This window comes from Flavobacterium sp. PMTSA4 (assembly GCF_032098525.1).
In the GTDB taxonomy this organism is placed as follows: Bacteria; Bacteroidota; Bacteroidia; order Flavobacteriales; family Flavobacteriaceae; genus Flavobacterium; species Flavobacterium capsici.
The window spans coordinates 964,515-989,620 of sequence record NZ_CP134890.1; the positions used below are offsets into that span (position 1 = coordinate 964,515).

Genomic DNA, 25,106 nt, shown 5'->3' on the forward strand with positions numbered 1-25,106 from the left:
TTCTATGGAAATTAGCCACCAAGAATCTGCTATTAAAGCAACCTATTTCAGTTTAATAGGTAACGCTGGGTTGGCTTTAACAAAAGGATTGGCTGGCTTTTTTGGAAATTCATATGCATTAATTGCTGATGCTATTGAGTCGACTACTGACATTTTTGCTTCATTTTTAGTACTGTTCGGATTAAAGTATTCTAACAAACCCGCTGATGAAAATCATCCATATGGACATGGTAGAGCTGAGCCTTTGATTACATTTATAGTTGTTGGATTTTTAATTACCTCAGCAACCATAATTGCTTATGAAAGCATCATGAACATCCAAAAACCACATGACTTACCAAAATCATGGACACTTATTGTCTTGGGTATTATTATTATTTGGAAGGAATATTCGTTTAGAAAAGTAATGCAGAAAGGAATTGAAACCAATAGTTCTTCTTTGAAAGCAGATGCTTGGCATCATCGAAGCGATGCTGTTACATCAGTAGCTGCCTTTGTTGGTATTTCAATTGCTATATTATTTGGAAAAGGATATGAATCGGCTGATGATTGGGCTGCACTTTTTGCTTCGGGATTCATTCTTTATAATAGCTACCTTATTTTCCGTCCAGCTTTAGGAGAAATAATGGATGAGCATTTATACGATGATTTGATATCAGACATCAGACAAGTTTCTCATAAAGTTGATGGTGTAATAGATACAGAAAAGTGTTTCATTAGAAAAGCAGGAATGAAGTATCATGTTGATCTTCATGCAACAGTAGATGCTAATATTACTGTAAAAGAAGGACATGATATTGCCCATTTGCTTAAAGATACTTTGCGAAAAGAAATTCCTCAATTAGGACATGTTTTGATACATATTGAACCAAATGAAAACTAAAATAGCCATTAACGGTTTTGGAAGAATCGGTAGAAACTTATTCCGATTGTTGCTAAATCATCCATCGATTGAAGTTGTTGCTATTAACGACATTGCTGATAATCGAACCATGGCGCATTTGATAAAATACGATAGTATTCATGGCGTGCTTCCTTATGAAGTGTCTTTTGATGAAAATTCAATACTTGTTGACGGAAAAGCTTATTCTTTTTTTCATGAGAAAGAAATTTCTAGTCTAAAATGGAATGAAATAGACTTTGTTATAGAATGTACTGGCAAATTCAAAACATTTGAAGACATCAATAAACATATTATTGTAGGTGCAAAAAAAGTAATCCTTTCGGCACCAAGTGAGGTTGATGAAATTAAAACTGTTGTTCTGGGTGTAAATGAAAATATCCTTGATGGAACTGAAAACATCATTTCTAACGCCAGTTGTACTACCAATAACGCAGCTCCGATGATTAAAATCATCAATGAATTATGTGGTATTGAACAAGCTTATATCACAACGGTTCACTCCTATACTACTGATCAAAGCTTACACGATCAACCTCATAAAGATTTAAGACGTGCTCGAGGCGCAAGTCAATCCATCGTTCCAACAACTACTGGTGCAGCAAAAGCATTGACAAAAATATTTCCAGAAATGGAAGGTAAAATTGGTGGTAGCGGAATTCGTGTTCCTGTTCCCGATGGTTCACTTACGGATATTACCTGTTATGTAAAAAAAGAGGTTACCATTGATGAAATTAATAGTGCTTTTAAAAAATCTTCAGAAGGAAATTTAAAAGGAATTTTAGCGTATACTGAAGATCCAATTGTATCCGTTGACATAATTGGCAACAAAAATTCTTGTCTGTTTGATGCGCAACTTACCTCAGTAATTGACAAAATGGTGAAGGTTGTAGGTTGGTACGACAATGAAATTGGTTATTCATCGAGAATAATTGACTTAATTTTATTTTTAAATAAATAATCATTTATTTTATCCCCTAATCCTAAGCTAGTTGAAAAAAATAATTTTGTTTTTTTTTCTAACGTCTTTTGCGTTCAGTCAAAGTCGTGTTGTCGAACCTATCGACAGTGTTGCTTATTATATTAAACTAGCCGATTTATATAAAAATAAAGATAATTTTAAATTATCTCTTAAAAATGCAAATAGTGCATTAAAATATGCCTCAAATTATAAAGATATTTTAGGAAAGTCTAAAGCTCTAACTACGCTTGGTACTACCTATTTTGAATTAAAAAAAATTGAAGAAGCCAGAGATTATTTCCTCAAAAGTATTAATGAATTAAATTCTTTACCACTTTCTTCTGATTTGGCATTGAATTATTATAAACTCGGGCTTTGCTATATGAGTTTAGAAGAATATGAAATTGCCGAAAACTATTTTAAAGAAGCTGAAAATATTTATTCGAGTTTAAAAATTGAAAATAAAGAACTCATCAATTTACAGAAAGGAATTTTATATAAAAATAAAGGCAAATATACTTTAGCATCAAATATATTTTCGGAAATTATTTCTAAAGGCGATACTAATGATGACTTTAATACAAAAGCAGAAGCTTTGTATCAAATTGCAGATATTGAATTAAAAAAAAACCGTAATAATTTAGCGTTAAATTATTTAACACGCGCATTATCAATTAATTCTAAAGGAAACAACTTTGAACAACGCATAAAAATTTTATTTGAACTTAGTCTTGTTAATGATAATTTATTAAATCTGAGTGAGTCACACAGATATCTTAAGTTGCATGTTAACCTCAGAGATAGTTTAATCCAATTAAATAAAAAACGTCTTGCTTCTACTGATTTTAATTCGATTAAAGAAAGTGAAAGAGTAGATTTATTTGAACAGTTAAGTAAAGAAAATGAAGCCAGACAACGTACTTCAAGGTTTACAAAACTTATCAGTATTTTAGCTATTGCGTTGATTTCTATTCTATCGTTATTGAGTTTGTCGTTGTATAAAAACAACATCATCAGAACCAGGTCTAACGAAATGTTACAAGACAAAAACCATGAACTTGAAATTGCTAAAGAAAAAGCAGAAAAAGCATCACAAGCCAGAGCTGATTTTTTATCAACTGTTAGTCATGAATTGAGGACGCCTTTGAATGCTATAAATGGGATTACACATTTATTATTAGAAGAAAATCCGAAAGAAAATCAATTGCATTATCTTAATTCTTTGAAGTTTTCAGGAAATTATCTCTTGACTTTTATTAATGATATTCTTGAAATTAACCGAATAGAATCTAAAAATATTGAAGTCGAAAAAATTGACTTTAACCCAAAAGAATTATTAGTAAATATTCAAAATTCACTCAAGCAACTTGCGAATACCAATAACAATAAATTGATATTGGATTTTGATGAAAACATACCTGAAATGGTTGTTGGCGATCCAACAAAAATGTCTCAAATCTTTCTGAATTTAATTAATAATGCTCTGAAATTTACAAAAAATGGTCAAGTAACCGTTTTGGCAGAATTATTTGGAACAAACAATAATGTGGCAACCATACATTTTTCGGTTACTGATACTGGAATAGGAATTGCAAAAGAAAAACAAGAAACCATTTTTGATAGTTTTGCTCAAGGTTCAATAGAAATTAATAGAAAATATGGCGGAACAGGTTTAGGTTTAGCTATTGTTAAAAAACTTATTGATTTATTAGGTGGAAACATAAAACTTGAAAGTGAACTTGGAAAAGGTTCAAATTTTTACTTTGATTTAGAAATGGAAATCAGTAGCCATTCTGTTGAAAAGGAAAAAGAAGAAGAATTGATGTTGGAAGAAGATATTGATGCACTGCTTGAAGGTAAAAATGTGCTAATAGTAGAAGATAACAAAATCAATCAAATGATTACCAAAAAAATGATTGAAAAGAAAGGTATGATTGCCGATATAATTGATAATGGTGAAGAAGCCGTTGAGGTAATTAAAAATAATAATCATCACTACGACTTGATTCTTATGGATGTGCATTTACCTGGAATTAACGGTACAATTGCGACAAAACAAATTAGAAAGTTCAACCAAAAACTTCCAATTATTGCCTTGACAGCCATTTCATTAAATGAAAATCGAGGTATACTACTATCCTTTGGAATGGATGAAGTAATTACTAAACCTTTTGAGCCAAATAAATTTTACTCTATAATTTCAAAAGTACTTAGTAATTCAAAATCAGCTGCTTGATTAAAGTTCTAACCGTTGGTTCTGCACCTTTAGCAGCTTCTAGAACTTCTTCATGAGATATTGAGTCAATACTATCTACATCACCCATATCTGTAATTACCGAAACTCCAAAACAATCCATGTCCATGTGTTTGGCAACAATTACTTCTGGAACAGTTGACATTCCAACACAATCAGCGCCAATATTAACCACCATTTTATATTCTGCCAATGTTTCGAAAGTTGGTCCTTGTAACCCAAGATAAACGCCTTCAAAAACTTCTAAATCGAATTTTTTGGCTAATTCTTTAGCTTTAGCAATCATTTTTCGGTTGTAAGGTTCGCTCATATTTACAAATCTTGGTCCAAAACGATTATCGTTTTGTCCTCGCAAAGGATGTTCTGGAAACATATTAATATGGTCAGTAATTATGGTAACAGCTCCAACGTGATAATTAGGATTTACACCACCAGAAGCATTAGAAACAATTAATTTATTTATTCCTAAATATTTCATCACACGAACTGGAAAAGTAACTTGCTGCATTGTATATCCTTCATAATAATGAAAACGACCTTGCATAGCAACTACTTTTTTATCTCCAATTTTTCCAAATACTAAAGCGCCTTTGTGACCTTCGACAGTTGAAACAGGAAAATTTGGAATTTCATTGTATGGCAATGTAAACTCTATTTCAATGTCATTTGTAAAACTTCCTAATCCTGAACCTAGAATAACTCCATAATCCGGAGTATAGCCAGTTTTACTTTTAATGTAATTAACGGTTTCTTGTACTTGTTCCCACATATTTTTTTATAGTTTTATTGAAATCATCAGCATCTGAAAGAAATTTACTTTTTATTGGCAAATAATAAATATCCGATTGTAAAGTGTGGTTAGCCAATCGAACATAATCTTTCTCGGTAGTGATAATTAATTGGTTTTTGGTTTTATTTTCAATAGTTTTTATATCGTTTTCAGTAAAATGATGATGGTCAGGGAAAACCATAGTTTCATCATTTGATTGTTTTAAATAATCAAAAAATAAATCTGGCTTGGCTATTCCTGCCAAAAGTAACTTTTCTTTTGGTTTGACTTCACTTATTGCCAATGATTTGTCTTTTCCATAAACGAAATCATCATACTCTATAGTTGAAAAATAAACTTTTTTATTTGCTACTAATTTCTTTGTTATTCTTTCTTTCTCATCTTCTGAAATTGAATTTGGACATTTTGTAACCACAATCAAATTGGCACGTTTTGCTCCACTTCTACTTTCTCGTAAATTTCCCATTGGAAGAATAAAATCATCACAAAACAAATCATCATAAGCGGTCAACAAAATATTAAATCCTGCTTTTACTCTGCGATGCTGAAAAGCATCATCTAACAAAATGACTTCTGGTTTTTCATTAAAAGACAATAAATTTTCAATTCCATTCTTTCTATCGGCATCTACAGCAACATTAATTTTTGGAAATTTTTGATGTATTTGAAAAGGTTCATCACCAAGAATTTCTGCCGAAGAATTTTTATCTGCCAAAACAAAACCTTCTGACTTTCGTTTATAACCACGACTTAAAACCGCAACGTTATAATCATCTTGAAGCAGGCGAATTAAATATTCAATTTGTGGAGTTTTACCCGTTCCACCAACACTCAAATTACCAACTGCAATTATTGGAACAGAAAAAGAATAACTTTTAAAAATTGATTTATCGTAAAGAAAATTTCTAATAGAAGTAACAATTCCATATAAAATGGTAAATGGAAAAAGAAGTTTTCTTAAAATAATCATAGTACGAAAGTAGATAATTTGGCTGTAATGCACGAATATTTTTTTAAAGTTTTATATTTGGGATAAATTATAATTTAGATATAATGGCTTTAAAATTTAAAATTGTTTTTCTTTTCATTATTGGCTTCCAAATTAGTTTTTCTCAAGAAATTGAAAATGCTGCAATTCTTAAAGTTATACTAACTAAGGCTTACGCTAACGAAAAAGTGATTGTTAAAAACAGACTTCAATTGTTAAATTTCTATTGTAACAAAGCCCCAAATAACGAGGAAACACTTGATGTTATCAATAAAAGTGAACTGCTCAAAAATAATGCGGCAACACTAAAAAAACAAATTGACATCACTATTAATGAAGATTGGAGTAAAGAATTTGGAATATTATTTACCAATCAACATCAATATCTGAAGAGTAAAGTAAATGACTGCTTATCGCTCGAAGAGTTTCAAAAAATTTCAGCACAATATGGTGAAAATAATCAACGTTTGATGATTGTTAGCAAACCGATGCATTTTGCCAATAAATATTGTTTGGTAAAAGTTGCTTATTACAGAAACATTGAACATAATAGCGGTTGCTACTATTTATTTGAAAAAAAGAATGATATTTGGATAATTGTCGAAACTTTAAACGAATGGAGTACTTAAAAAAGTAATCAGTTTTTAGAAAAAAATTACAAATGAAAATAAAAGAACTTTTTCCAATCCTTGAAGAAATGGCACCTTTAGCCTATGCTGAAGATTTTGACAATGTTGGTTTATTAGTTGGTAATGAAGAGCAAGAAGTTACAGGAATTTTAGTTTGTCATGATGCACTAGAATCAGTAATTGATGAAGCAATTTCAAATTCTTGTAATTTGGTGGTTTGCTTCCATCCTATTCTTTTTTCGGGTTTAAAAAAAATTACTGGTAAAACTTATGTTGAAAAAGCGGTTTTAAAAGCAATCAAAAATGACATCGCAATTTACGCCGTTCACACTGCTTTGGATAATCATCAAAATGGAGTTAATAAAATATTTTGTGATGCTTTAGGATTGACGAACACAAAAATTCTAGTTCCAAAACAAAATTTTATTCAAAAACTTATCACTTATACAATTCCTGAAAACGAAATTCAACTCAGAAATGCTTTGTTTGAAGCTGGCGCAGGAAAAATTGGCAATTATGAAAATTGCAGTTTTAATTCAACTGGAATCGGAACCTACATGGGAAATGAAAACAGTAATCCAGAAATTGGTGAACGTTTTGAATTTGTTGAATCAAACGAAATAAAAATTGAAGTTACATTTGAAAAACATTCACAATCAAAAATTTTAAAAGCTCTTTTTTCAAATCATGTTTATGAAGAAGTTGCTTATGAAATTTATCAATTACAAAATCAGCATCAAAACATTGGATTAGGAATGATTGGAGAATTACAAAATCCAATGAATGAAATTGATTTTCTTAACTTTGTAAAAGACAAAATGCAGTGTGAAAGCATTCGTTATACTAAGTTATTAAACAAATCCATTAAAAAAGTGGCTGTTCTTGGTGGTTCGGGAAGTTTTGCCATAAAAAATGCTATTCAAGCTGGTGCAGATGTTTTTTTAACCGCCGATTTGAAATACCACAACTTTTATGAAGCTGAAAATCAGATAGTTTTGGCTGATATTGGTCATTTTGAGAGTGAAAGATATACAAAAAATTATATTGTTGATTTTCTTAAAGAAAAAATTACTAATTTTGCACCTGCATTTTCCACAGGAAAAGTTGTTTTATCAAAAGAAAATACAAACCCAGTTAAGTACTTATAAAATATGGCTACTACAAAAGAATTGAGCGTTGAAGACAAATTAAGAGCGCTGTATGATTTACAATTAATCGATTCAAGAATTGACGAAATTAGAAACGTTAGAGGTGAATTGCCTTTAGAAGTGGAAGATTTAGAAGATGAAGTAGCAGGGTTAAGCACTCGTTTAGACAAATTCAAAAGTGATTTAGTATCAATAGAAGAGCAAATTAAAGCTAAGAAAAATGCTATTGAAGATCACCAAGCTGCAATCAAAAGATATACTGAACAACAAAAAAATGTTCGTAACAATAGAGAATTCAACTCATTGTCAAAAGAAATTGAATTTCAAGAATTAGAAATTCAATTGGCTGAAAAACACATCAAAGAGATGAAAGCTTCCATCGAACATAAAAAAGAAGTAGTTGCAAGTTCTAAAGAAAAATTAGAGCAAAAAACTTCTCACTTAAAACACAAAAAAGCAGAGCTTAATGATATCATGGCAGAAACTCAAAAAGAGGAAGCTTTCCTTATGGAAAAATCTGCTGAATATGAAGCATTAATTGAAGAGCGTTTATTAGCTGCTTACAAAAGAATTCGTAGCAGCGTAGTTAACGGATTAGCTGTTGTTTCAATTGAGCGTGGTGCATCTGCTGGTTCATTCTTTACAATTCCACCACAAACACAAGTGGAAATTGCTTCACGCAAAAAAATCTTAACCGATGAGCATTCTGGAAGAATTCTTGTTGACACAGTATTAGCTGCTGAGGAAAAAGAAAAAATGGAAAAATTATTCGCAAAAATGTAATATTTTAAATCCCGATAGTTCGGGATTTTTTTATGAAAAAAATTCAGCAATTCATACTCGTTAAGTCAATTGGTTTCTACATAAACCTGCTAAGTTTTATAAATATTGAAAAGGCAAAAAAATTGTCTTATGAATTATTTAGTCAGCCAAGGAAAGGAAAAATTAAAAAAGAAAAACTTCCTAAAACATTAACAACTGCTGTTCATGAAAATTTTACCTTTCAAAATGAAACAATTCAATGTTACCGTTGGACTGGAACAGAAGATGTTATATTATTAGTTCATGGTTGGGAAAGTAATTCATCTCGTTGGAAAAAATTATTACACCAACTAAAACCTCTAGGCAAAACTATTGTTGCCATTGATGCACCTGCACATGGATTAAGTAGTGGAAAAGAATTTAATGCACCAAAATATGCCGAATTTATTCAAGTGGTTTCACAAAAATACCAACCAAAATACATAATTGGACATTCTGTTGGTGGTGCAGCGATTAGTTACTATTTGCATAAATTCAATTCTACAACAATTGAAAAAGTAGTTTTATTAGGTTCGCCTTCTGATTTCAAAATAATCAGCAACAATTATGTTTCTTTATTAAGCTTAAATAATAAAGTTAAAAACTCACTCGAAAATTTATATCATCAAAAATTTAACATTCATATTGATGATTTCAAAGGTCACTACTTTGCTAAAAATTTCACTCAAAAGGCACTAATTGCCCACGATATTGATGATGATATCGTTTTGGTTGAAGAAGGAAAAAAATATGCTTCTGCTTGGAAAAATGCTGAATATATTGAAACCAAAGGATTAGGACACAGCATGCATGATATAACTTTATATCAAAAAATATCCGATTTCATACATCTAGAAAATTAAAGAAAGTTATTTTTATAAACTCAAACTTTTGATTTTCAGAAACTTTTTTATTTAAACAAAACTTCACTTCTACATTTTCATTATTTCTTTTAAAAAAAGGAGTATTGAAACAATAATTTGCTATTTTTAACGAAAACATTAACAAATTACCAATTACAATATAAATTAACATGAAAATCCTAAAAATACAAGCGTTACGTGGACCAAACATTTGGAGTATAAATAGAAAAAAACTAATCCAAATGAGATTAGATTTAGAAGAAATGGAACAGTTTCCAACTAATAAAATCGATGGTTTTAGAGAACGTATAGAAGCCATGTTTCCTACTATGATAGAACATCGTTGCTCCGAAGGAACGCGAGGTGGTTTTTTCTCTAGAATAGAGCGTGGAACATGGATGGGACATGTTATTGAACATATTGCATTAGAAATACAAACATTAGCCGGTATGGAAACTGGCTTTGGAAGAACTAGGGAAACAAAAACACCTGGTGTTTACAATGTGGTTTTTAGTTATACCGAAGAAAATGTAGGTCTTTTTGCTGCTGAAAGTGCTGTAGCCATTGCTGAAGCATTAATTGCAGGAAATAATTATGATGTTGAAGCTGATATCCAAAAGATGCGAGAAATTCGCGAACGTGTTCGTCTTGGACCATCAACTGGAAGTATCGTTGAAGAAGCGGTTTCAAGAGATATTCCTTGGATTCGATTAGGAACAAATTCTTTGGTTCAATTGGGTTATGGAATCAATCAGATGCGTTTTCAAGCAACAATTACTTGTAAAACATCAAATATTGCAGTTGACATTGCCTGTAACAAAGAAGAGACTAAAAGAATGCTTGATATGGCTTCCATACCTGTTGCCAGCGGAGGAATTTGTGTTGATGAAGAAGATTTAGAAGATGTTGTTAAAAAAATTGGCTATCCAATAGTTATTAAACCTTTGGATGGTAATCACGGAAAAGGTGCTTCTATAAACGTTAAAACTTGGGAAGATGCGGTTGAAGGTTTGGCTTATGCCAAAAAATATAGTCGTAGAGTAATTGTAGAAAAATTTATCACAGGTTTTGACTTCAGAGTTTTGGTAATTGACAACAAATTGGTTGCTGCCGCAAAAAGAGAACCTGCACATGTTAAAGGCGATGGAGTTCACAATATTCAACAATTAATTGATGAAACTAATTTAGATCCAAGACGTGGTTATGGGCATGAAAATGTTTTAACCCAAATAGATGTTGACAGAGACACAACAGATTTATTAGAAAAATTAGGTTATACATTAGAAACAGTTCCAAGAAAAGATGAAGTTGTTTATTTGAAATCAACTGCAAATTTAAGTACAGGTGGAACTTCATTAGATGTAACAGACATGATGCATCCTGAAAATATTTTTTTGTGCGAACGTATTTCTAGAGTTATTGGTCTTGATGTTTGTGGTATAGATATTATGGCAGAAAATTTAACACAACCTTTGAAAGAAAACGGAGGTTGTATCCTTGAAGTTAATGCAGCTCCAGGTTTCAGAATGCACTTAGCACCAAGTGAAGGTTTACCAAGAAACGTTGCCGCACCAGTAATTGATATGCTTTATCCTCCAGGAAAAGAAAGTAGAATTCCAATTATTGCAGTAACTGGAACAAATGGAAAAACTACCACTACCCGATTAATTGCACATATTGTAAAAAATAACGGTTACAAAGTAGGTTTTACAACATCAGATGGAATTTATATTCAAAACCACATGATGGAAAAAGGCGATACAACTGGACCAATTTCTGCTGAATATATTTTGAAAGATCCAACCGTTGAATTTGCAGTTTTAGAAACAGCTCGTGGTGGAATTCTACGCGCAGGATTAGGTTTTGGTCGTTGTGATATTGCAATTATTACTAACATCCAAGAAGATCATTTAGGACTTTCTGACATTCATACTTTGGACGATTTGGCACGTGTAAAAAGTGTTGTTGTTCGTAGTGTTAAAAAGGATGGTTGGGCAATTCTTAATGCCGAAGATGAACACTGCATGAAAATAGCAAACGAGTTAAGTTGCAACATTGCATATTTCAGCATGGATGAAGATAATCCAAAGGTAAAACAACTATCAAAAGAAGGTAAAATTGTAGCTGTTTATGAAAACGGATTTATCACCATCAAAAAAGGTGAATGGAAAATCAGAATTGAGAAGGCAACTCACGTTCCATTAACGCTTGGAGGAAAAGCTCGATTTATGATTGCTAATGTTTTAGCCGCATCCTTAGCCAGCTATTTGTATGGTTTTAAAACAGAAGACATTAGTTTATCATTACAAACTTTTATACCAAGTGCTGCACAAACACCGGGAAGAATGAATATCTTTGAGTTTAAGAAATTCAAAGTATTGATTGACTTTGCTCATAATCCTGCCGGTTATAAAGGTGTTGAAGATTACCTGAGTTCTGTAGAAGCAACAAAAAAAATTGGAATTATCGCAGGTGTTGGTGATAGACGCGACGAAGATATTCGAGATTGTGCTACGATTGCTGCTAGAATGTTCGATCATATCATTATTCGTCAGGAAAAACACTTACGTGGTAGAACCGAAGAAGAAATTATCGGTTTGATTATGGAAGGAATTGAGGCTTCTGGAAAATCTGTAACCACCGAAATTATTAAACGCGAAGTTGAAGCAATTAAACACGCTATAAGCAATGCTGAAGACGGCAGTTTTATCACTGCTTTGAGCGATGTAGTTACTAATGCTATTGAAATTGTTCAAGAATATCTTGATAAGGAAAATGAAGAAGATTAATTAACATGAAATACAAATTATCACTTTTACTTTTATTCATTGTTTGTTCCATAAGTTTTGGTCAGATACAAGATTCTATAACTCAGAAAAAGAAAATTGATTCGCTCAACACAATTCTTTTGAATGATTATAATCAAAAACTAACCGAATTAAAAAAAGAACAAAGCAAAGATTCATTAAAAAAAATAGAACTTGAAAATGAATTAAAAGGTTTAAAAAACACCGATAATTTAAAAAAAGAAGAACTCTTATCAGAACTAAACCGATTAAGAGATGCTGAAAACAATAGACTAGAACTAAAAAGAGCTCGAATTGATTCTTTAAAAGCAACAGCAACAGGATTTCCAGTAAGAGGTTTTTTTAATGATACTCTATTTATAATTTATAGTAAAATTGGTAGTTTTTCTGCTGAAGAACGTGCTGCAGCCATTTCAAAACGTATTAACGATTTAAAAGATAAACTTGGTTTTGATAAAAAATCATTATCTATTGATAGTGTCGAATCAAATGTTGATATTGTTTATAAAGATAAAATTATCGTTAGCATAACTGAAAATGATGCTATTTGGAACGGAACAACCAAGCAAAAACTAGCAGATAACTACAAGTTAATAATAACTAATGCAATCTTAAAATATAAGGATGAAACAAGCTTAACTACGTTGTTAAAAGAAATTGGTCTAGCATTAATTGTCATTTTAATTTTAGTTCTTTTAATTATTTATTTAAAAAAATTATTCGGGTGGACAGCTAAAAAAATCGAAGAACAAGAAGGAAAGTTAATTAAAGGAATAAAACTGAAAAACTATGTATTGTTTGATGCTCAAAGGGAAATTAATGTTCTTTTATCGGCTAATACATTAATAAAATGGCTTTTTATCGCTTTAAGTGTTTACATTGTTTTACCTATTCTTTTCAATATTTTTCCGTGGACACAAGACTTTTCTAAAACTCTATTTGGCTACATTTTAAACCCATTGAAAAAGATGGCATCAAGTATTTGGCATTATTTGCCAAATCTTTTTACCATTATCATCATAATTATTGTTTTTAGATACATAGTCAAAGGAATGCATTTTTTGAAAAATGAAATCCAAAACGAAAAACTTCAACTTTCTGGTTTTTATCCCGATTGGGCTAATCCAACATTCCAAATTCTAAAAGTTGTTTTATACGCTTTTATGTTTGTTTTGATTTTTCCTTATTTACCAGGAAGTGATTCACCAGTATTTCAAGGTGTTTCTGTTTTCTTAGGTTTCCTTTTCACATTTGGATCTGCGGGTTCATTATCAAACGTAATGGCCGGATTGGTTTTAACGTATATGCGTTTATTCCGAATTGGCGATAGAGTAAAAATTGGGGATGTTTTTGGAGATGTCATCGAAAAATCTTTATTGGTAACCCGAGTTAAAACAATTAAAAACGAAATTATCTCAATACCAAATTCAACTGTTATGAGTAGTCATACTATTAATTATAGTAGCGAAACGGATAGTGTTGGGTTAATTTTGCATTCTACAGTAACTATTGGATATGATGTACCATGGAAAAAAATGCATCAGGCGTTAATTGATGCTGCTAATAGGACTGAATTACTCTTAAAAGAACCAAAACCCTTTGTTTTACAAACCAGTTTGGACGACTTTTATGTTTCCTATCAAATAAATGCCTACACAAAAGAAGCAAACAAACAAGCTACAATCTACTCTGATTTGCATCAAAATATTCAAGATTGTTGTAATGAAGCTGGTATAGAAATTCTTTCTCCTCATTATCGTGCAGCCCGCGATGGAAACACAACGACAATTCCTGAAAACTATTTAGACAAAGACTATAAAGCTCCCAGTTTTAATGTAAAAATTAAAAAAGAAGAATAATCAAAATTCCTTTTTTAAATAATTAACTCCAAAAAGATTAATCTTGATGGAGTTTTTTATTGCTTTGTGGTAATTCTATAAATAATTCAAAAAACGTTGTAAGTCAAATAGTTGATACATAGGTTAATTTTACAACATAATCAAAAACATAAATATCATGAAAAAGGTAACCCTTATTTTAGCAAGTGTAGCGATGATGTTGTTTGCATCGTGTAAAGAAGAAACAGAAAAAACAACAGAAAAAACAGTTGTGGTTGAAAAGAGTACAGAAGCTGAAGCACAACCTGTAGAAGAAACTGATGGTACATCATTGAGTGTTGATAAAAATGGGGTAGAGTTTTCATCTAAAGATGGTGAAAACAAAACAGAAGTTGAAATTAAAGAAGACGGCGGAAGCGTATCTACCAAAAAATAATTTGAGCACCTTGTTTGTTCCCGTTTGAATTTTTGAGATTTTCAAATTTTCAAACAACGAAAACCTTTGTCAAAGTTGCCCGCTTTGCAAAGGTTTTTATGTTTCAAAAAAAAAGCGTTCAAATGAACGCTCTTTTATTACATGATTTCTATCAATCGTTTTGGTTTTGGTAACGCCTCTTCTTTCTTTGGAAGTGCTATTTTTAAAACACCATCTTGATAGTTTGCATTGATGTTTTCTGAGTTAACACTTTCTGGTAACGTAAATGCTCTTCTGAAAGAAGAATAATTAAACTCTTTTCGGGTATATCTTCCGTCTTGGTCTTTTTCTTCTATTTCATTTTTTTCTTCAGATGAAATAGTTAGTACATTGTGATCGATTTCGATGTTAAAATCTTCTTTCTTTTTACCAGGAACAGCCAATTCTAATTCGAAATTCAAATCGGTTTCTTTGATGTTTACAGCTGGTACATCTACACTAAAGTTTTGTACGCCACCCATCCAATCTGGTTTTAGTAATTCATCCAGAATTGATGGAAATCTTAAATTGTTTCTTTTAATTAAGTTCATAATTCTAGTATTTAAGTTCAACAATAAATTAGTAATTTGCTTATCATTAAGCAAAATATATACCATGACTTAAATTCTGAAATATTGTCTGATTATAAAAGCTTTAGCTGAATTTTTTGACGACAAATTTTCAATGAAACTGACGATTTTTCAGTTTGAAACTACTTCTCTATTTCTTTTAGACTTTCCATCTTTTTATGCGCCAAGAAACCTTTGATGTCTTCGAAGTGTTCTTTTACTCTTTTGTTTCCGAACTCGAAAACTTTAGTGGCTAATCCGTCAAGGAAATCACGGTCGTGAGAAACCAAGATTAACGTTCCGTCAAAGTCGCGAAGTGCTTCTTTGATAATGTCTTTGGTTTTCATGTCTAAGTGGTTTGAAGGCTCATCGAGGATTAATAAGTTTACTGGTTCTAACAATAATTTAATCATTGCCAAACGTGTTTTTTCTCCTCCTGAAAGTACTTTTACTTTCTTTTGAATATCATCGCCTTGGAACATAAATGCACCCAAGATGTTTTTTATTTGTGTTCTTACATCGCCAACGGCAATGTTATCTATAGTTTCAAAAATGGTTGCGTTTTCGTCTAACAAAGAAGCTTGGTTTTGGGCAAAGTAACCTATCTGTGCATTGTGACCAACAGTTACACTTCCGCTGTTGATTTCTATTTCTTTCATGATGGCTTTTATCATGGTTGACTTTCCTTCACCATTTTTACCCACAAAAGCTACTTTGTCGCCACGTTCGATTACTATGTTTGCGTCTTTGAAGATTAGATGGTCGCCATATGATTTTTCTAAATCTTTTACAATAACTGGATATTGCCCAGAGCGAACTGATGGTGGAAACTTTAATCGCAGTGCTGATGTATCCACTTCATCTACTTCTACCAGTTCCAGTTTTTCTAACATACGCACGCGCGATTGCACTTGTTCTGTTTTTGAAAACGTTCCTCTAAATCGCTCGATGAATGCTTGATTTTCGGCAATGAATTTTTGCTGCTCATCATAGGCTTTTTGCTGGTGCACTCTTCTGTCTTTTCTAAGCTCTAAGTAATGAGTGTATTTTGCTTTGTAGTCGTATATTCTTCCCATCGTTACTTCGATGGTTCTGTTGGTAATGTTGTCTACGAATGCTCTATCGTGTGAAATGACCATTACGGCTTTTGCCTGATTGATTAAGAAATCTTCGAGCCATTGAATACTGTCCATATCTAAATGGTTGGTTGGCTCATCGAGTAATATTAAATCGGGTTGCTTTAAAAGTATTTTGGCTAACTCAATTCTCATTCTCCAACCACCTGAAAACTCCGATGTTGGACGGTTGAAATCTTCTCTTTCGAATCCTAATCCTTTTAATACTTTTTCTACTTCGGCTTCATAGTTCACTTCTTCTATAGAATAGTATTTTTCGCTTAACTCTGATACTCGTTCTATGAGTTTCATGTAGTCATCGCTTTCATAGTCGGTGCGGATGGTTAGTTGCTCATTGATTTCGTCAATCTCGGCTTTCATTTTGAATACTTCTGCAAACGCTTTGGAAGCTTCTTCCATCACCGTACTGTTATCGGCAGTTAACAAATGCTGTGGTAAATAGGCAATCACGGCTTCTTTTGGTGCCGAAATATTTCCGCGTGTTGGTTTGTTTTCGCCTGCTACAATTTTTAACAGCGTAGATTTTCCTGCTCCGTTTTTACCCATTAAGGCAATTTTATCGGTTTCATTAATGGCAAAAGTTACTTCGCTAAAGAGTGTTGTTCCGCCAAATTCTACGGCTATGTCGTTTACAGTAATCATGGTGTATTTTTTGAAGCGGCAAAGATAGATGAAAATAATTATTTGGTTAAAGTTTTATTTATAATCCGTTAGGCTTTCAACTTTAAATTATTGTTTGTCTTAAGAAAATAATCAAAAAGAAAAAACATATTAATTATATTTTTTCGAACAAATTGCTAAAAATTGAAACGTTACCATAACCCATCCTGCATTCGAGAGAAACTTTACGACCATTTACACAAAACCTTAAATCTTTTGTAAGGCTCAATTAAAAACCGTACATTTATTATTGATTTCAAGCGATTAGTAACTTAAAACAAGTAAGCCATGAAAAAAATAATAATGTTCGGTGTTTTGTTTGCTTTGGTAGGATTACAAAGCTGTAAAAAAGAACAAAAACAAGAGACTACTGATGATAGCCAAGCCCAAAGTGAAATACCTGCAAATGCCAATTGCTATGAAGCAGTATATGAAAAAGACACTTTAAATCTATCTACAATCACTGAAAAAGATGGAAAAATTTCTGGCCGTTTGGTCATGAATGTATCTGGTGAACCGCTAAGAGATGGTAAAATTGAAGGCAAATTTAAAGGCGACACCTTATTTTGCGCCTATACTTTTACTTTGGCTTCCCAAAAAGAAGTAACTCACAAAAACCCAATGGCTTTCTTGAAAAAAGGAAACGAACTTATACTGGGTAATGGCGAAATTGAAATGTATCTGGGTGCTTCTTATTTCAAAAAAAGGAAACCTATTGACTTTGAAAAAGTAAAATATCATTTCACAGCTACTGATTGTGGTGGTGAATAGAAATTAATAAAAACTTTTTTTTATAAATCCTGTTTCAGCAATGAGGCGGGATTTTTTATTAAAAATGATATCTTTATCGAAATATAGAAACTGTCCAATCATTATGAAAAACGCTATTATTCTTTTTGTTTTATTTATTATTTCGAATCTTTATTCGCAGGAAGAGTATTTTAAATCAAGTGAGATGAAGGGTTTCCCTTCGTTATTAAAACAAGTCGAAAAGTATGATAGGATTAGAGACAAGTTTGCTTATTTTGAACTGGATGAAGAAATTTATAATGCAATTTTTTATCAAAACTTAGTAGTAGAAAATGGCACTAATTCAAGCTTTAAAAGGTTTTATACTATCATGATGCGAAAATTGATTATAAAACCTATTCAATACCCTAATTATCAATTCATACTGAATCCAAAATTGGAAAAAGGATTTTATAGCAAACAATATTTTTCAGTTAACATTCGAAATGAATCTATCACTGCAAATTTTGAAACAAAGTTTATAGAAATCATTTTTCCCGAATCTGTATTGATTTCAAAAGATAGTACAAACGCTAAAATACTAATACAAACAGAAAAGGGAATTACATTCAACAACAACGGGAGCTTGAACAGAGTTGCTGGATTGAGTATTAATAACATTCGAGGTTTTAATATGTACCATGCTATTATTCCTGGCTCTTTTATTGAATTGACAAAGTTTGACAATGCCGAATTAAAATTTATTAATGATGAAACCTATGATTTTCCTTATCTCGTTTTTGAGAACAATCAATTAGCAAATTTTATAAACTCTTATAAAAAGTACAATAAACAAGTTAATGTGAAAGCTCCTGATAAGTATAAGTCGGCAATTTTATTAAAAAATGTTGATGGTGAAATTTATTTTGACAAACAAATGAAATGTAAGGTTTCAGAAATTTATTTTTTTGAAAATATTATTTCAGGTGTATTAAATTTTTCTTCCAATCAAAAAAAGAACTTGATTAAAGAACTCAACAAAACAAATAATGTTTCGAATAGAGGTGATTTTAAATTAAAATCAAACGGTGATTTCCCAACAATATACAATATGTATAAAAACACCTATTACAAATTTGAGCAAGATGGTGACCAGACAAAAATGTATTTTATCATTGTAAAATAATATTACTTTGACGCAAAACAAATTGGAATTAAGATGCTACTTTTAAAGGTTTGTTTGGTTAATTTTTTATTTAGTTTTTCTTCTAAAATGTAAAAAATTCATTTTCTTAATTCATATTAAAATAAGTTTTCAAATTCAATTACCAATATAATTGTAAAACTAAATTAATTATCTTTAACCTAAATCTATTTGAAATGGCAGAAAAGAAATCAAAACTAGTTGAAATAAAAACAAAACCAACTACAGCAAGTGTTGAGGATTTTATCAATTCCTTTGAAGAACAGAAGAGAAAAGATAGTTTCGTGATTTTAGAACTTATGAAAGAAGCCACAAGCGAAGAACCAAAACTTTGGGGAAGTTCTATCATTGGGTTTGGTAACATGCGCTACAAAAGTCCAAAAACAGGACGCGAAGTTGATTGGTTGAAAATTGGTTTTGCTCCAAGAAAAGCTAATTTATCATTATATGTTAGTGTTAGTATTGCTGAACATGCCAAGGCATTAGAAAAACTTGGAAAACACAAAACAGGTGTTGGCTGTCTTTACATTAATAAACTTGAAGATGTTGACATTAATGTTCTAAAAGAGATTATCAATGCTTCTTTAAAAGGGAAATAAAATTCTAGTACAAAATCTTTTATCTTTAGAAATAAATTAAACTTTGAGTTGATGCACAAATTTGAAGCCGAAATAAAACTAATTGGGATTAACCCTTTTGTATTTGTGCCTCCAACCATTTTGGAAGAAATCTTCAAAAAAGCTAATAAAAATAGAGGAACTATTCCAATTCATGGTGTAGTAAATAATAATCCTTATAAACAAACATTAGTAAAATACAGTGGAGAATGGCGACTCTATATCAACACAACAATGCTAAAAAATTCTCCCAAACGTATTGGAGAAATTGTTTCTATTTCGGTCGATTTTGATAAAGCCGTTAGAACAATAACTCCACATCCACAACTAGTTGAAGCCTTAAAGAACAATCAAGATGCAAAAAAAGTTTTTGAAGGTTTAAGTCCATCTAGACAAAAAGAAATTATCCGCTATATTTCTTCACTAAAAACACAGCAAAGCATAGATAAAAATATTCAACGAACATTAGATTTCTTAAATGGAACTACTAATTTTATTGGCAGAGAAAAACCATAACAGTCATGACAACAAAAAAGCAAAATCTATTATCATCCAAAGAAACTAAAACATTGCTTACTGTTTTAGAAACTCGTTTTGAAAAAAATAAAAACAGACACCAAAACATTAATTGGAATGATGTATTAGCCAAACTAGAATCAAATCCTGATAAGCTATGGTCATTAAATGAAATGGAAAAAACTGGTGGCGAACCTGATGTTGTTGGTTATGATTCCAATACAAATGAATATCTTTTTTATGATTGTTCTGTTGAAAGCCCAAATGGTAGAAGAAGTTACTGTTATGACCGTGAAGCATTAAATAAGAGAAAAGAACACAAACCAAAAAACTCAGTTGAAGATGTGGCTAAAGAAATGGGAATCAAACTTTTAAACGAAGAGGAATACAGAACTTTGCAAAGGCTTGGAAAATTTGATACGAAAACATCCAGTTGGCTTCAAACACCTGATAACATCAGAAAACTTGGTGGTGCTATTTTTGGCGATTTTCGTTATGATACCGTTTTTATTTATCACAATGGTGCCGATTCTTACTATGCGGCAAGAGGTTTTAGAGGTAGCTTGAAAGTATAGAAAGAATCTCTATATTTGATTATCTTAATAAAACAAGAATATGTTTGTAAAAGCCATTGAAGATGTAGGTCAGTTTACGCGTCCGATTCATACCATTACCCGAAATTATAACGAAACGATTGTAAATCGTGGAGCTGCCACTCTTTTTTTTGTAAACGAAAATGGTTTTGCAGTTACTTGCAAACATGTTATTGATTTAATTAGCAGACGTGCAGCAATTAATGCTCATTACGAAAATTTTGTTAGAGAAAAAGCAACACTTATTCAAGATGAAAATTACAACAATAAGCTTACCGCATTAGAAAATAAATACAATATTAAAAATGATATCATTGTTCAACTACTAGAACGGTTTGTAGATTGTACAACTGAACCAACCTTCAATTTCAGATGGATAAACCATCCAAAATATGACTTATCCATTTTGATTTTTGACAATTTTAAAAATCCTGCTTATCAATCACATGCTACTTTTTTAAAAGATACAAGCTCTTTAAAACCTGGTAAATTTTTATGCCGACTAGGTTTTCCGTTTCCTGAGTTTTCAAATTTTAAATACAATGAATCTTCGGATAGTATTGAATGGACGCAAGCTGGTCAAAACACAACTCCTCGTTTTCCTATAGAAGGAATGTTAACCCGACATTTGGCTGATGCTAACGGCATCTTTGGTTTAGAACTAAGTACACCAGGATTAAAAGGACAAAGTGGTGGACCACTTTTTAACGAACAAGGATTGATTTGTGGAATGCAAAGTATGACCAATCATTTGCATTTAGGATTTGACATGAAAGATTTTGAATTAAAAACTGGCGGAAAACCTATTATGATAACCAATCAGCCTTTTCTTCACGTTGGTCATTGCATCCATGCCGATATTATAAAAGATTTTTTAAAAGCCAATAATGTAAAATATTATGAAGCTTGATGGTAATATTACATTCCCATTTTAAAATCTTCAACCACTTTATTCACTTTCATAAAGTCGTTTTCTTGAATAAAAACCTCAACAATTTTGGCATTGTTCAAACTAGGAAACACATTAGCTTGGTTGTTGTTTCGTAGTTCTACTTTAACACCAGCATTTTCTAAACGATGTTTCAAATCGGTTGCCAAAATTTCTTTTCCTGAAAATATTTTTACTAATCCCATTTTAAATTAATTAATTAATTATTATTTATTGAGTTCTATTAGTCTTCCATTTCAAAGAAAACTGGTTCTATCATTACTTTATCGGCAAGTGTTTCTACTCTTTCTGTAATTTCCGAACAAAAGAAAATACGTTGTGTTTTTTCGATACTCATAGATAAACGTTGAACAATTGCATCCACTCTATTTTTAAAAAGAACATCAGCGTCATCAACTATAAACATACGAATTGTGGATGCGTTAAATCCTGCGGACGAAAACAAAGCATTGATACGATTAGGTGTACCAATCAGTATATCTAAACCCAGTGAAATGATGTTTTTATCATAATCAATATCGCCTTTATCATGAACACCCAAAATACTCAAATCGTGATACGTTCCATATTTTAGAAACAATCCTTCCATTTCTAAAACTTTTTCTTTATCTTCAACAATAATTAAAGCTCGAGTACTTTCGCCAACCGTTTTCTCTAATTTTTGAATAACATTCAGCACAATTGTGGTTGTTTTTCCTGTTCCTTCAGGCGATTGTATTACTGCATCAGCACCACTTTTAATAGTAGAAAATGTTTCTTGCTGCATTTCGTTGGCTTCGGTTAAACCGTTTTCAACTAATGCTTTTTGAAGATTTGGGTGTATTTTTTTTAGTTTCATTTAATTTTTAAAAGTTATTTGCTAGCAAATAGTTTTACATCGGTTTCCGAAATTTCGCTTCCTCCAAGAATTATTAATCGTTCTACCACGTTACGCAATTCACGAATATTTCCTGTCCAATCGTATTCTTGCAATAGTTTAACTGCATCTTTTGAAAATGCCTTTTGGGTATTTCCTTGTTCTTCAGCAATCTTGGCAGTAAAATGCTCAATTAATAACGGAATATCTTCTCTTCTATCATTCAACGCAGGAACTTTGATTAAAATTACAGCCAATCTATGGTATAAATCTTCTCTAAAACGACCTTCTGCAATTTCTTTTTTCAAGTCTTTATTGGTTGCAGCAACCACTCGAACATCAACTTTAATGTCTTTGTCTGCTCCTACTCTTTGCACTAAATTTTCTTGTAATGCACGAAGAACTTTTGCTTGAGCCGCTAAACTCATATCTCCAATTTCATCCAAAAAAATTGTTCCGCCATTAGCCGCTTCAAATTTTCCAGCTCTATCTTTTACAGCCGAAGTAAAAGCACCTTTAACATGACCAAACAATTCACTTTCAATTAATTCCGAAGGAATAGCAGCACAGTTTACCTCAACCAATGGAAATTCGGAACGTTCGCTCTTTTCATGTAATTGATGCGCTACCAATTCTTTACCCGTTCCATTCGGACCAGTAATTAAAACTCTAGCATCTGTTTGTGCCACTTTTTCAATCATTTCTTTTATTTGATTGATAGGTGCTGAATTTCCAATCATTTCATAATTCTTGGAAACTTTTTTCTTTAATATTTTGTTCTCAACAACCAGTTGCTTTTTATCCAAGGCATTGCGAACCGTATTTAACAATCTATTCAAATCTGGTGGTTTCGATATATAATCAAACGCACCTAAACGCATAGTGTTAACGGCAGTTTCTAAATCACCATGACCTGAAATCATCACGATTGGAATTTCAGATTTTATTTTTTTAACGGCTTCTAGTAGTTCTTCGCCATTCATTTTTGGCATTTTTATATCACAAAGAACCAAGTCGTAATCTTCATTTTTAATTTTTTCAAAACCTATTCTTCCATCTTCGGCCTCATCAACTTGATAGGTGTCGCTTTCTTCAGATAATATTTTTACTAATACACGACGAATTGCTGCTTCGTCTTCAATAATTAAGATTTTTGGCATTTTATTATTATTAGTAGTTATTCTATTTTGGCCTTTAATTAGACGTTTACAAAAGTACTAATTTAACTTTAGTATCTTGATGTTTGTTGTAACACGAATAGATTTTATACTTTTACGTTTCAAAATAAATGAATATGTCAACAGCGAAGAAAGATTACAAAAGAATTACGACCAAATCATTGTTTGATATGAAGGTCAACGGTGAGAAAATATCTATGCTTACCGCATATGATTATACAATGGCTAAAATTGTAGATTCGGCTGGTACAGATGTAATCTTGGTTGGTGATTCGGCTAGTAATGTAATGGCTGGTCATGAAACAACGTTGCCAATTACATTAGACCAAATGATATATCATGCTTCATCTGTTGTTAGAGCAGTTGAAAGAGCTTTAGTTGTTGTTGATTTACCCTTTGGAAGTTATCAATCTGACCCAAAAGAAGCGTTGCGTTCTGCTATTAGAATCATGAAAGAAAGTGGCGGACATGCTGTAAAATTGGAAGGCGGAAGTGAAATTAAAGAAAGTATCAAACGTATTTTGAATGCGGGAATTCCGGTTATGGGACATTTAGGATTGACTCCACAATCGATTTATAAATTTGGCACTTATACCGTTCGTGCAAAAGAAGAAGAAGAAGCAGAAAAATTAATAGAAGATGCTAAATTGTTGGAACGTATAGGTTGTTTTGCGTTGGTTTTAGAAAAAATTCCAGCTGCATTAGCTGAAAAAGTGGCAAAAAGTATATCAATTCCAGTTATTGGAATCGGAGCTGGCGGAGGCGTTGACGGACAAGTTTTGGTATTACACGATATGATTGGAATGACTCATGAATTTAGTCCTCGATTTCTGCGCAGATATATGAATTTATATGAAGAAATGACTACTGCTATTGGGCAATATGTTACCGATGTGAAATCGAAAGATTTCCCGAATGCTTCAGAACAATATTAAGATTAATTTATTTTGTCTGAAAAAATAATTTCTAATAAAAACAACCTTCAAATTCTTCACGAAGACAATCATATTATTGTGATTAACAAACGTGTTGGCGATATTGTGCAAGGTGATAAAACCGGAGACAAACCGTTATCTGAAGTTGTTAAAGAATATATCAAAGAAAAATACAATAAACCTGGCGAAGTATATCTTGGAGTTGTGCATCGATTGGACAGACCAACAACTGGCATTGTCGTTTTTGCAAAAACTAGTAAAGCTTTAGAGCGATTAAATGCGATGTTTAGTAAACGGGAAACTCAAAAAACATACTGGGCAATTGTAAAAAACAATCCTCCAAAAACATACGATACACTGGTTCACTTTTTAAAAAGAAATCCAAAGAACAATACTTCAAAAGCACATATAAAAGAAGTTCCTGATAGCAAAAAAGCAAGTTTAGAATACAGCGTTTTTAAAACTTTAGATAATTATTTTGCACTAGAAATAAACCTTCACACCGGAAGACATCATCAAATTAGAGCACAACTTTCGGCTATTGGCTGTCCAATAAAAGGCGACTTAAAATATGGTTTTGACCGAAGTAATTCTGATGGCGGTATTCACCTTCATGCCAGACAGTTAGTGTTTGTTCATCCTGTTTCTAAGGAAGAAATAAATATCATTGCTCCAACTCCAAATGATGTTATTTGGAATAATTTGTAAACTAATTTTACTATTTTTACGT

25 protein-coding genes are annotated in these 25,106 nt (G+C 31.7%); 18 read left to right on the top strand and 7 right to left on the bottom strand.

The window, feature by feature from the left end:
- Positions 1-4: 4 nt before the first annotated feature.
- The 3 genes from RN605_RS04470 to RN605_RS04480 are packed head-to-tail and all read left to right on the top strand — an operon-like array spanning position 5 to position 4,098.
- Positions 5-883 carry a cation diffusion facilitator family transporter gene (locus RN605_RS04470; protein ID WP_394853494.1) on the top strand — a complete coding sequence of 293 codons (879 nt, stop codon included), beginning with the start codon at positions 5-7 and terminating at the stop codon, positions 881-883.
- Positions 873-1,862, top strand: a complete 990-nt coding sequence (gene gap, locus RN605_RS04475; protein WP_313322577.1) for a type I glyceraldehyde-3-phosphate dehydrogenase — start codon at positions 873-875, stop codon at positions 1,860-1,862. The genes RN605_RS04470 and gap overlap by 11 nt, the downstream gene beginning before the upstream one ends.
- 31 nt (positions 1,863-1,893) lie before the next feature.
- Positions 1,894-4,098, top strand: a complete 2,205-nt coding sequence (locus RN605_RS04480; RefSeq protein WP_313322579.1) for a tetratricopeptide repeat-containing hybrid sensor histidine kinase/response regulator — start codon at positions 1,894-1,896, stop codon at positions 4,096-4,098.
- Here RN605_RS04480 and RN605_RS04485 read toward each other — a convergent pair.
- A complete protein-coding gene (locus RN605_RS04485) occupies positions 4,073-4,885 on the bottom strand; it encodes a purine-nucleoside phosphorylase (protein WP_313322581.1) in 813 nt (270 codons plus the stop codon). The genes RN605_RS04480 and RN605_RS04485 overlap by 26 nt on opposite strands.
- Entirely contained in the window at positions 4,857-5,876 is a 1,020-nt protein-coding gene (gene lpxK / locus RN605_RS04490; protein WP_313322582.1) for a tetraacyldisaccharide 4'-kinase, read from the bottom strand. Before lpxK ends, RN605_RS04485 begins: the two co-directional genes overlap by 29 nt.
- 83 nt (positions 5,877-5,959) lie before the next feature.
- Between lpxK and RN605_RS04495 the strand changes: the two genes are divergently transcribed.
- The 7 genes from RN605_RS04495 (at position 5,960) to RN605_RS04525 (ending at position 14,416) form a co-directional block, all read left to right on the top strand.
- Entirely contained in the window at positions 5,960-6,523 is a 564-nt protein-coding gene (locus RN605_RS04495) for a hypothetical protein (protein WP_313322583.1), read from the top strand.
- 32 nt (positions 6,524-6,555) lie between these two features.
- On the top strand, positions 6,556-7,671 hold the full coding sequence (locus RN605_RS04500; RefSeq protein WP_313322585.1) for a Nif3-like dinuclear metal center hexameric protein: 1,116 nt from the start codon (positions 6,556-6,558) through the stop codon (positions 7,669-7,671).
- Between the two features lie 3 nt (positions 7,672-7,674).
- Positions 7,675-8,454 (top strand): zinc ribbon domain-containing protein, encoded by a 780-nt coding sequence (locus tag RN605_RS04505; protein ID WP_313322586.1) that lies wholly within the window; start codon positions 7,675-7,677, stop codon positions 8,452-8,454.
- A 32-nt stretch (positions 8,455-8,486) separates the two neighbouring features.
- Positions 8,487-9,335, top strand: a complete 849-nt coding sequence (locus RN605_RS04510) for an alpha/beta hydrolase (protein ID WP_313322587.1) — start codon at positions 8,487-8,489, stop codon at positions 9,333-9,335.
- 170 nt (positions 9,336-9,505) lie between these two features.
- The gene (cphA, locus tag RN605_RS04515) at positions 9,506-12,124 is read left to right on the top strand and encodes a cyanophycin synthetase (protein WP_313322588.1); all 2,619 of its coding nucleotides are present in this window, start codon (positions 9,506-9,508) and stop codon (positions 12,122-12,124) included.
- 5 nt (positions 12,125-12,129) lie between these two features.
- The gene (locus RN605_RS04520; RefSeq protein WP_313322589.1) at positions 12,130-14,001 is read left to right on the top strand and encodes a mechanosensitive ion channel family protein; all 1,872 of its coding nucleotides are present in this window, start codon (positions 12,130-12,132) and stop codon (positions 13,999-14,001) included.
- A gap of 157 nt (positions 14,002-14,158) precedes the next feature.
- Complete coding sequence (locus RN605_RS04525) at positions 14,159-14,416, top strand: hypothetical protein (protein WP_313322590.1); 258 nt, start codon at positions 14,159-14,161, stop codon at positions 14,414-14,416.
- 137 nt (positions 14,417-14,553) lie between these two features.
- Here RN605_RS04525 and RN605_RS04530 read toward each other — a convergent pair whose 3' ends face one another.
- Positions 14,554-14,985, bottom strand: coding sequence for an Hsp20/alpha crystallin family protein (locus tag RN605_RS04530; RefSeq protein ID WP_313322593.1), 432 nt, complete (start codon positions 14,983-14,985; stop codon positions 14,554-14,556).
- A gap of 161 nt (positions 14,986-15,146) precedes the next feature.
- Positions 15,147-16,781: an ABC-F family ATP-binding cassette domain-containing protein gene (locus RN605_RS04535; protein ID WP_313322595.1), complete on the bottom strand. Its 1,635-nt coding sequence runs from the start codon at positions 16,779-16,781 to the stop codon at positions 15,147-15,149.
- Between the two features lie 306 nt (positions 16,782-17,087).
- Between RN605_RS04535 and RN605_RS04540 the strand changes: the two genes are divergently transcribed.
- From RN605_RS04540 to RN605_RS04565, 6 genes are all read left to right on the top strand, one after another.
- Positions 17,088-17,570 carry a hypothetical protein gene (locus RN605_RS04540; RefSeq protein ID WP_313322597.1) on the top strand — a complete coding sequence of 161 codons (483 nt, stop codon included), beginning with the start codon at positions 17,088-17,090 and terminating at the stop codon, positions 17,568-17,570.
- Positions 17,571-17,634: 64 nt separating this feature from the next.
- Complete coding sequence (locus RN605_RS04545; RefSeq protein WP_313322599.1) at positions 17,635-18,714, top strand: hypothetical protein; 1,080 nt, start codon at positions 17,635-17,637, stop codon at positions 18,712-18,714.
- Between the two features lie 194 nt (positions 18,715-18,908).
- Entirely contained in the window at positions 18,909-19,331 is a 423-nt protein-coding gene (locus tag RN605_RS04550; RefSeq protein WP_313322600.1) for a DUF1801 domain-containing protein, read from the top strand.
- 51 nt (positions 19,332-19,382) lie between these two features.
- A complete protein-coding gene (locus RN605_RS04555; RefSeq protein WP_313322602.1) occupies positions 19,383-19,865 on the top strand; it encodes a YdeI/OmpD-associated family protein in 483 nt (160 codons plus the stop codon).
- Between the two features lie 5 nt (positions 19,866-19,870).
- Positions 19,871-20,440, top strand: coding sequence for a DUF4256 domain-containing protein (locus RN605_RS04560; RefSeq protein ID WP_313322604.1), 570 nt, complete (start codon positions 19,871-19,873; stop codon positions 20,438-20,440).
- Positions 20,441-20,480: 40 nt separating this feature from the next.
- A complete protein-coding gene (locus RN605_RS04565; protein ID WP_313322606.1) occupies positions 20,481-21,368 on the top strand; it encodes a trypsin-like peptidase domain-containing protein in 888 nt (295 codons plus the stop codon).
- A gap of 8 nt (positions 21,369-21,376) precedes the next feature.
- Here the strand turns inward: RN605_RS04565 and RN605_RS04570 are convergent, their stop codons facing one another.
- From RN605_RS04570 to RN605_RS04580, 3 genes are read right to left on the bottom strand one after another with little or no spacing between them, the layout of a single operon-like run.
- The gene (locus RN605_RS04570) at positions 21,377-21,592 is read right to left on the bottom strand and encodes a DUF2007 domain-containing protein (RefSeq protein WP_313322610.1); all 216 of its coding nucleotides are present in this window, start codon (positions 21,590-21,592) and stop codon (positions 21,377-21,379) included.
- 38 nt (positions 21,593-21,630) lie between these two features.
- Complete coding sequence (locus RN605_RS04575; protein WP_313322612.1) at positions 21,631-22,245, bottom strand: DEAD/DEAH box helicase; 615 nt, start codon at positions 22,243-22,245, stop codon at positions 21,631-21,633.
- A gap of 14 nt (positions 22,246-22,259) precedes the next feature.
- Positions 22,260-23,423 (bottom strand): sigma-54-dependent transcriptional regulator, encoded by a 1,164-nt coding sequence (locus RN605_RS04580; protein ID WP_313322614.1) that lies wholly within the window; start codon positions 23,421-23,423, stop codon positions 22,260-22,262.
- Between the two features lie 134 nt (positions 23,424-23,557).
- On the opposite strand from RN605_RS04580, the gene panB reads away from it, so the two are divergent.
- On the top strand, positions 23,558-24,376 hold the full coding sequence (gene panB / locus RN605_RS04585; protein WP_313322616.1) for a 3-methyl-2-oxobutanoate hydroxymethyltransferase: 819 nt from the start codon (positions 23,558-23,560) through the stop codon (positions 24,374-24,376).
- 12 nt (positions 24,377-24,388) lie between these two features.
- Positions 24,389-25,084, top strand: coding sequence for an RluA family pseudouridine synthase (locus RN605_RS04590; protein WP_313322618.1), 696 nt, complete (start codon positions 24,389-24,391; stop codon positions 25,082-25,084).
- The last annotated feature ends 22 nt before the right edge of the window (positions 25,085-25,106 follow it).

Coding starts and splice junctions, on each gene's coding strand:
- RN605_RS04505 (WP_313322586.1), top strand. CDS start 7,675: ATGGCTACTACAAAAGAATTGAGCGTTGAAGACAAATTAAGAGCGCTG.
- RN605_RS04550 (WP_313322600.1), top strand. CDS start 18,909: ATGGCAGAAAAGAAATCAAAACTAGTTGAAATAAAAACAAAACCAACT.
- panB (WP_313322616.1), top strand. CDS start 23,558: ATGTCAACAGCGAAGAAAGATTACAAAAGAATTACGACCAAATCATTG.
- RN605_RS04495 (WP_313322583.1), top strand. CDS start 5,960: ATGGCTTTAAAATTTAAAATTGTTTTTCTTTTCATTATTGGCTTCCAA.
- cphA (WP_313322588.1), top strand. CDS start 9,506: ATGAAAATCCTAAAAATACAAGCGTTACGTGGACCAAACATTTGGAGT.
- RN605_RS04470 (WP_394853494.1), top strand. CDS start 5: ATGGAAATTAGCCACCAAGAATCTGCTATTAAAGCAACCTATTTCAGT.
- gap (WP_313322577.1), top strand. CDS start 873: ATGAAAACTAAAATAGCCATTAACGGTTTTGGAAGAATCGGTAGAAAC.
- RN605_RS04520 (WP_313322589.1), top strand. CDS start 12,130: ATGAAATACAAATTATCACTTTTACTTTTATTCATTGTTTGTTCCATA.
- RN605_RS04485 (WP_313322581.1), bottom strand. CDS start 4,885: ATGTGGGAACAAGTACAAGAAACCGTTAATTACATTAAAAGTAAAACT.
- RN605_RS04570 (WP_313322610.1), bottom strand. CDS start 21,592: ATGGGATTAGTAAAAATATTTTCAGGAAAAGAAATTTTGGCAACCGAT.
- RN605_RS04565 (WP_313322606.1), top strand. CDS start 20,481: ATGTTTGTAAAAGCCATTGAAGATGTAGGTCAGTTTACGCGTCCGATT.
- RN605_RS04555 (WP_313322602.1), top strand. CDS start 19,383: ATGCACAAATTTGAAGCCGAAATAAAACTAATTGGGATTAACCCTTTT.
- RN605_RS04510 (WP_313322587.1), top strand. CDS start 8,487: ATGAAAAAAATTCAGCAATTCATACTCGTTAAGTCAATTGGTTTCTAC.
- RN605_RS04580 (WP_313322614.1), bottom strand. CDS start 23,423: ATGCCAAAAATCTTAATTATTGAAGACGAAGCAGCAATTCGTCGTGTA.
- lpxK (WP_313322582.1), bottom strand. CDS start 5,876: ATGATTATTTTAAGAAAACTTCTTTTTCCATTTACCATTTTATATGGA.
- RN605_RS04535 (WP_313322595.1), bottom strand. CDS start 16,781: ATGATTACTGTAAACGACATAGCCGTAGAATTTGGCGGAACAACACTC.
- RN605_RS04530 (WP_313322593.1), bottom strand. CDS start 14,985: ATGAACTTAATTAAAAGAAACAATTTAAGATTTCCATCAATTCTGGAT.
- RN605_RS04525 (WP_313322590.1), top strand. CDS start 14,159: ATGAAAAAGGTAACCCTTATTTTAGCAAGTGTAGCGATGATGTTGTTT.
- RN605_RS04575 (WP_313322612.1), bottom strand. CDS start 22,245: ATGAAACTAAAAAAAATACACCCAAATCTTCAAAAAGCATTAGTTGAA.
- RN605_RS04545 (WP_313322599.1), top strand. CDS start 17,635: ATGATATCTTTATCGAAATATAGAAACTGTCCAATCATTATGAAAAAC.
- RN605_RS04540 (WP_313322597.1), top strand. CDS start 17,088: ATGAAAAAAATAATAATGTTCGGTGTTTTGTTTGCTTTGGTAGGATTA.
- RN605_RS04560 (WP_313322604.1), top strand. CDS start 19,871: ATGACAACAAAAAAGCAAAATCTATTATCATCCAAAGAAACTAAAACA.
- RN605_RS04500 (WP_313322585.1), top strand. CDS start 6,556: ATGAAAATAAAAGAACTTTTTCCAATCCTTGAAGAAATGGCACCTTTA.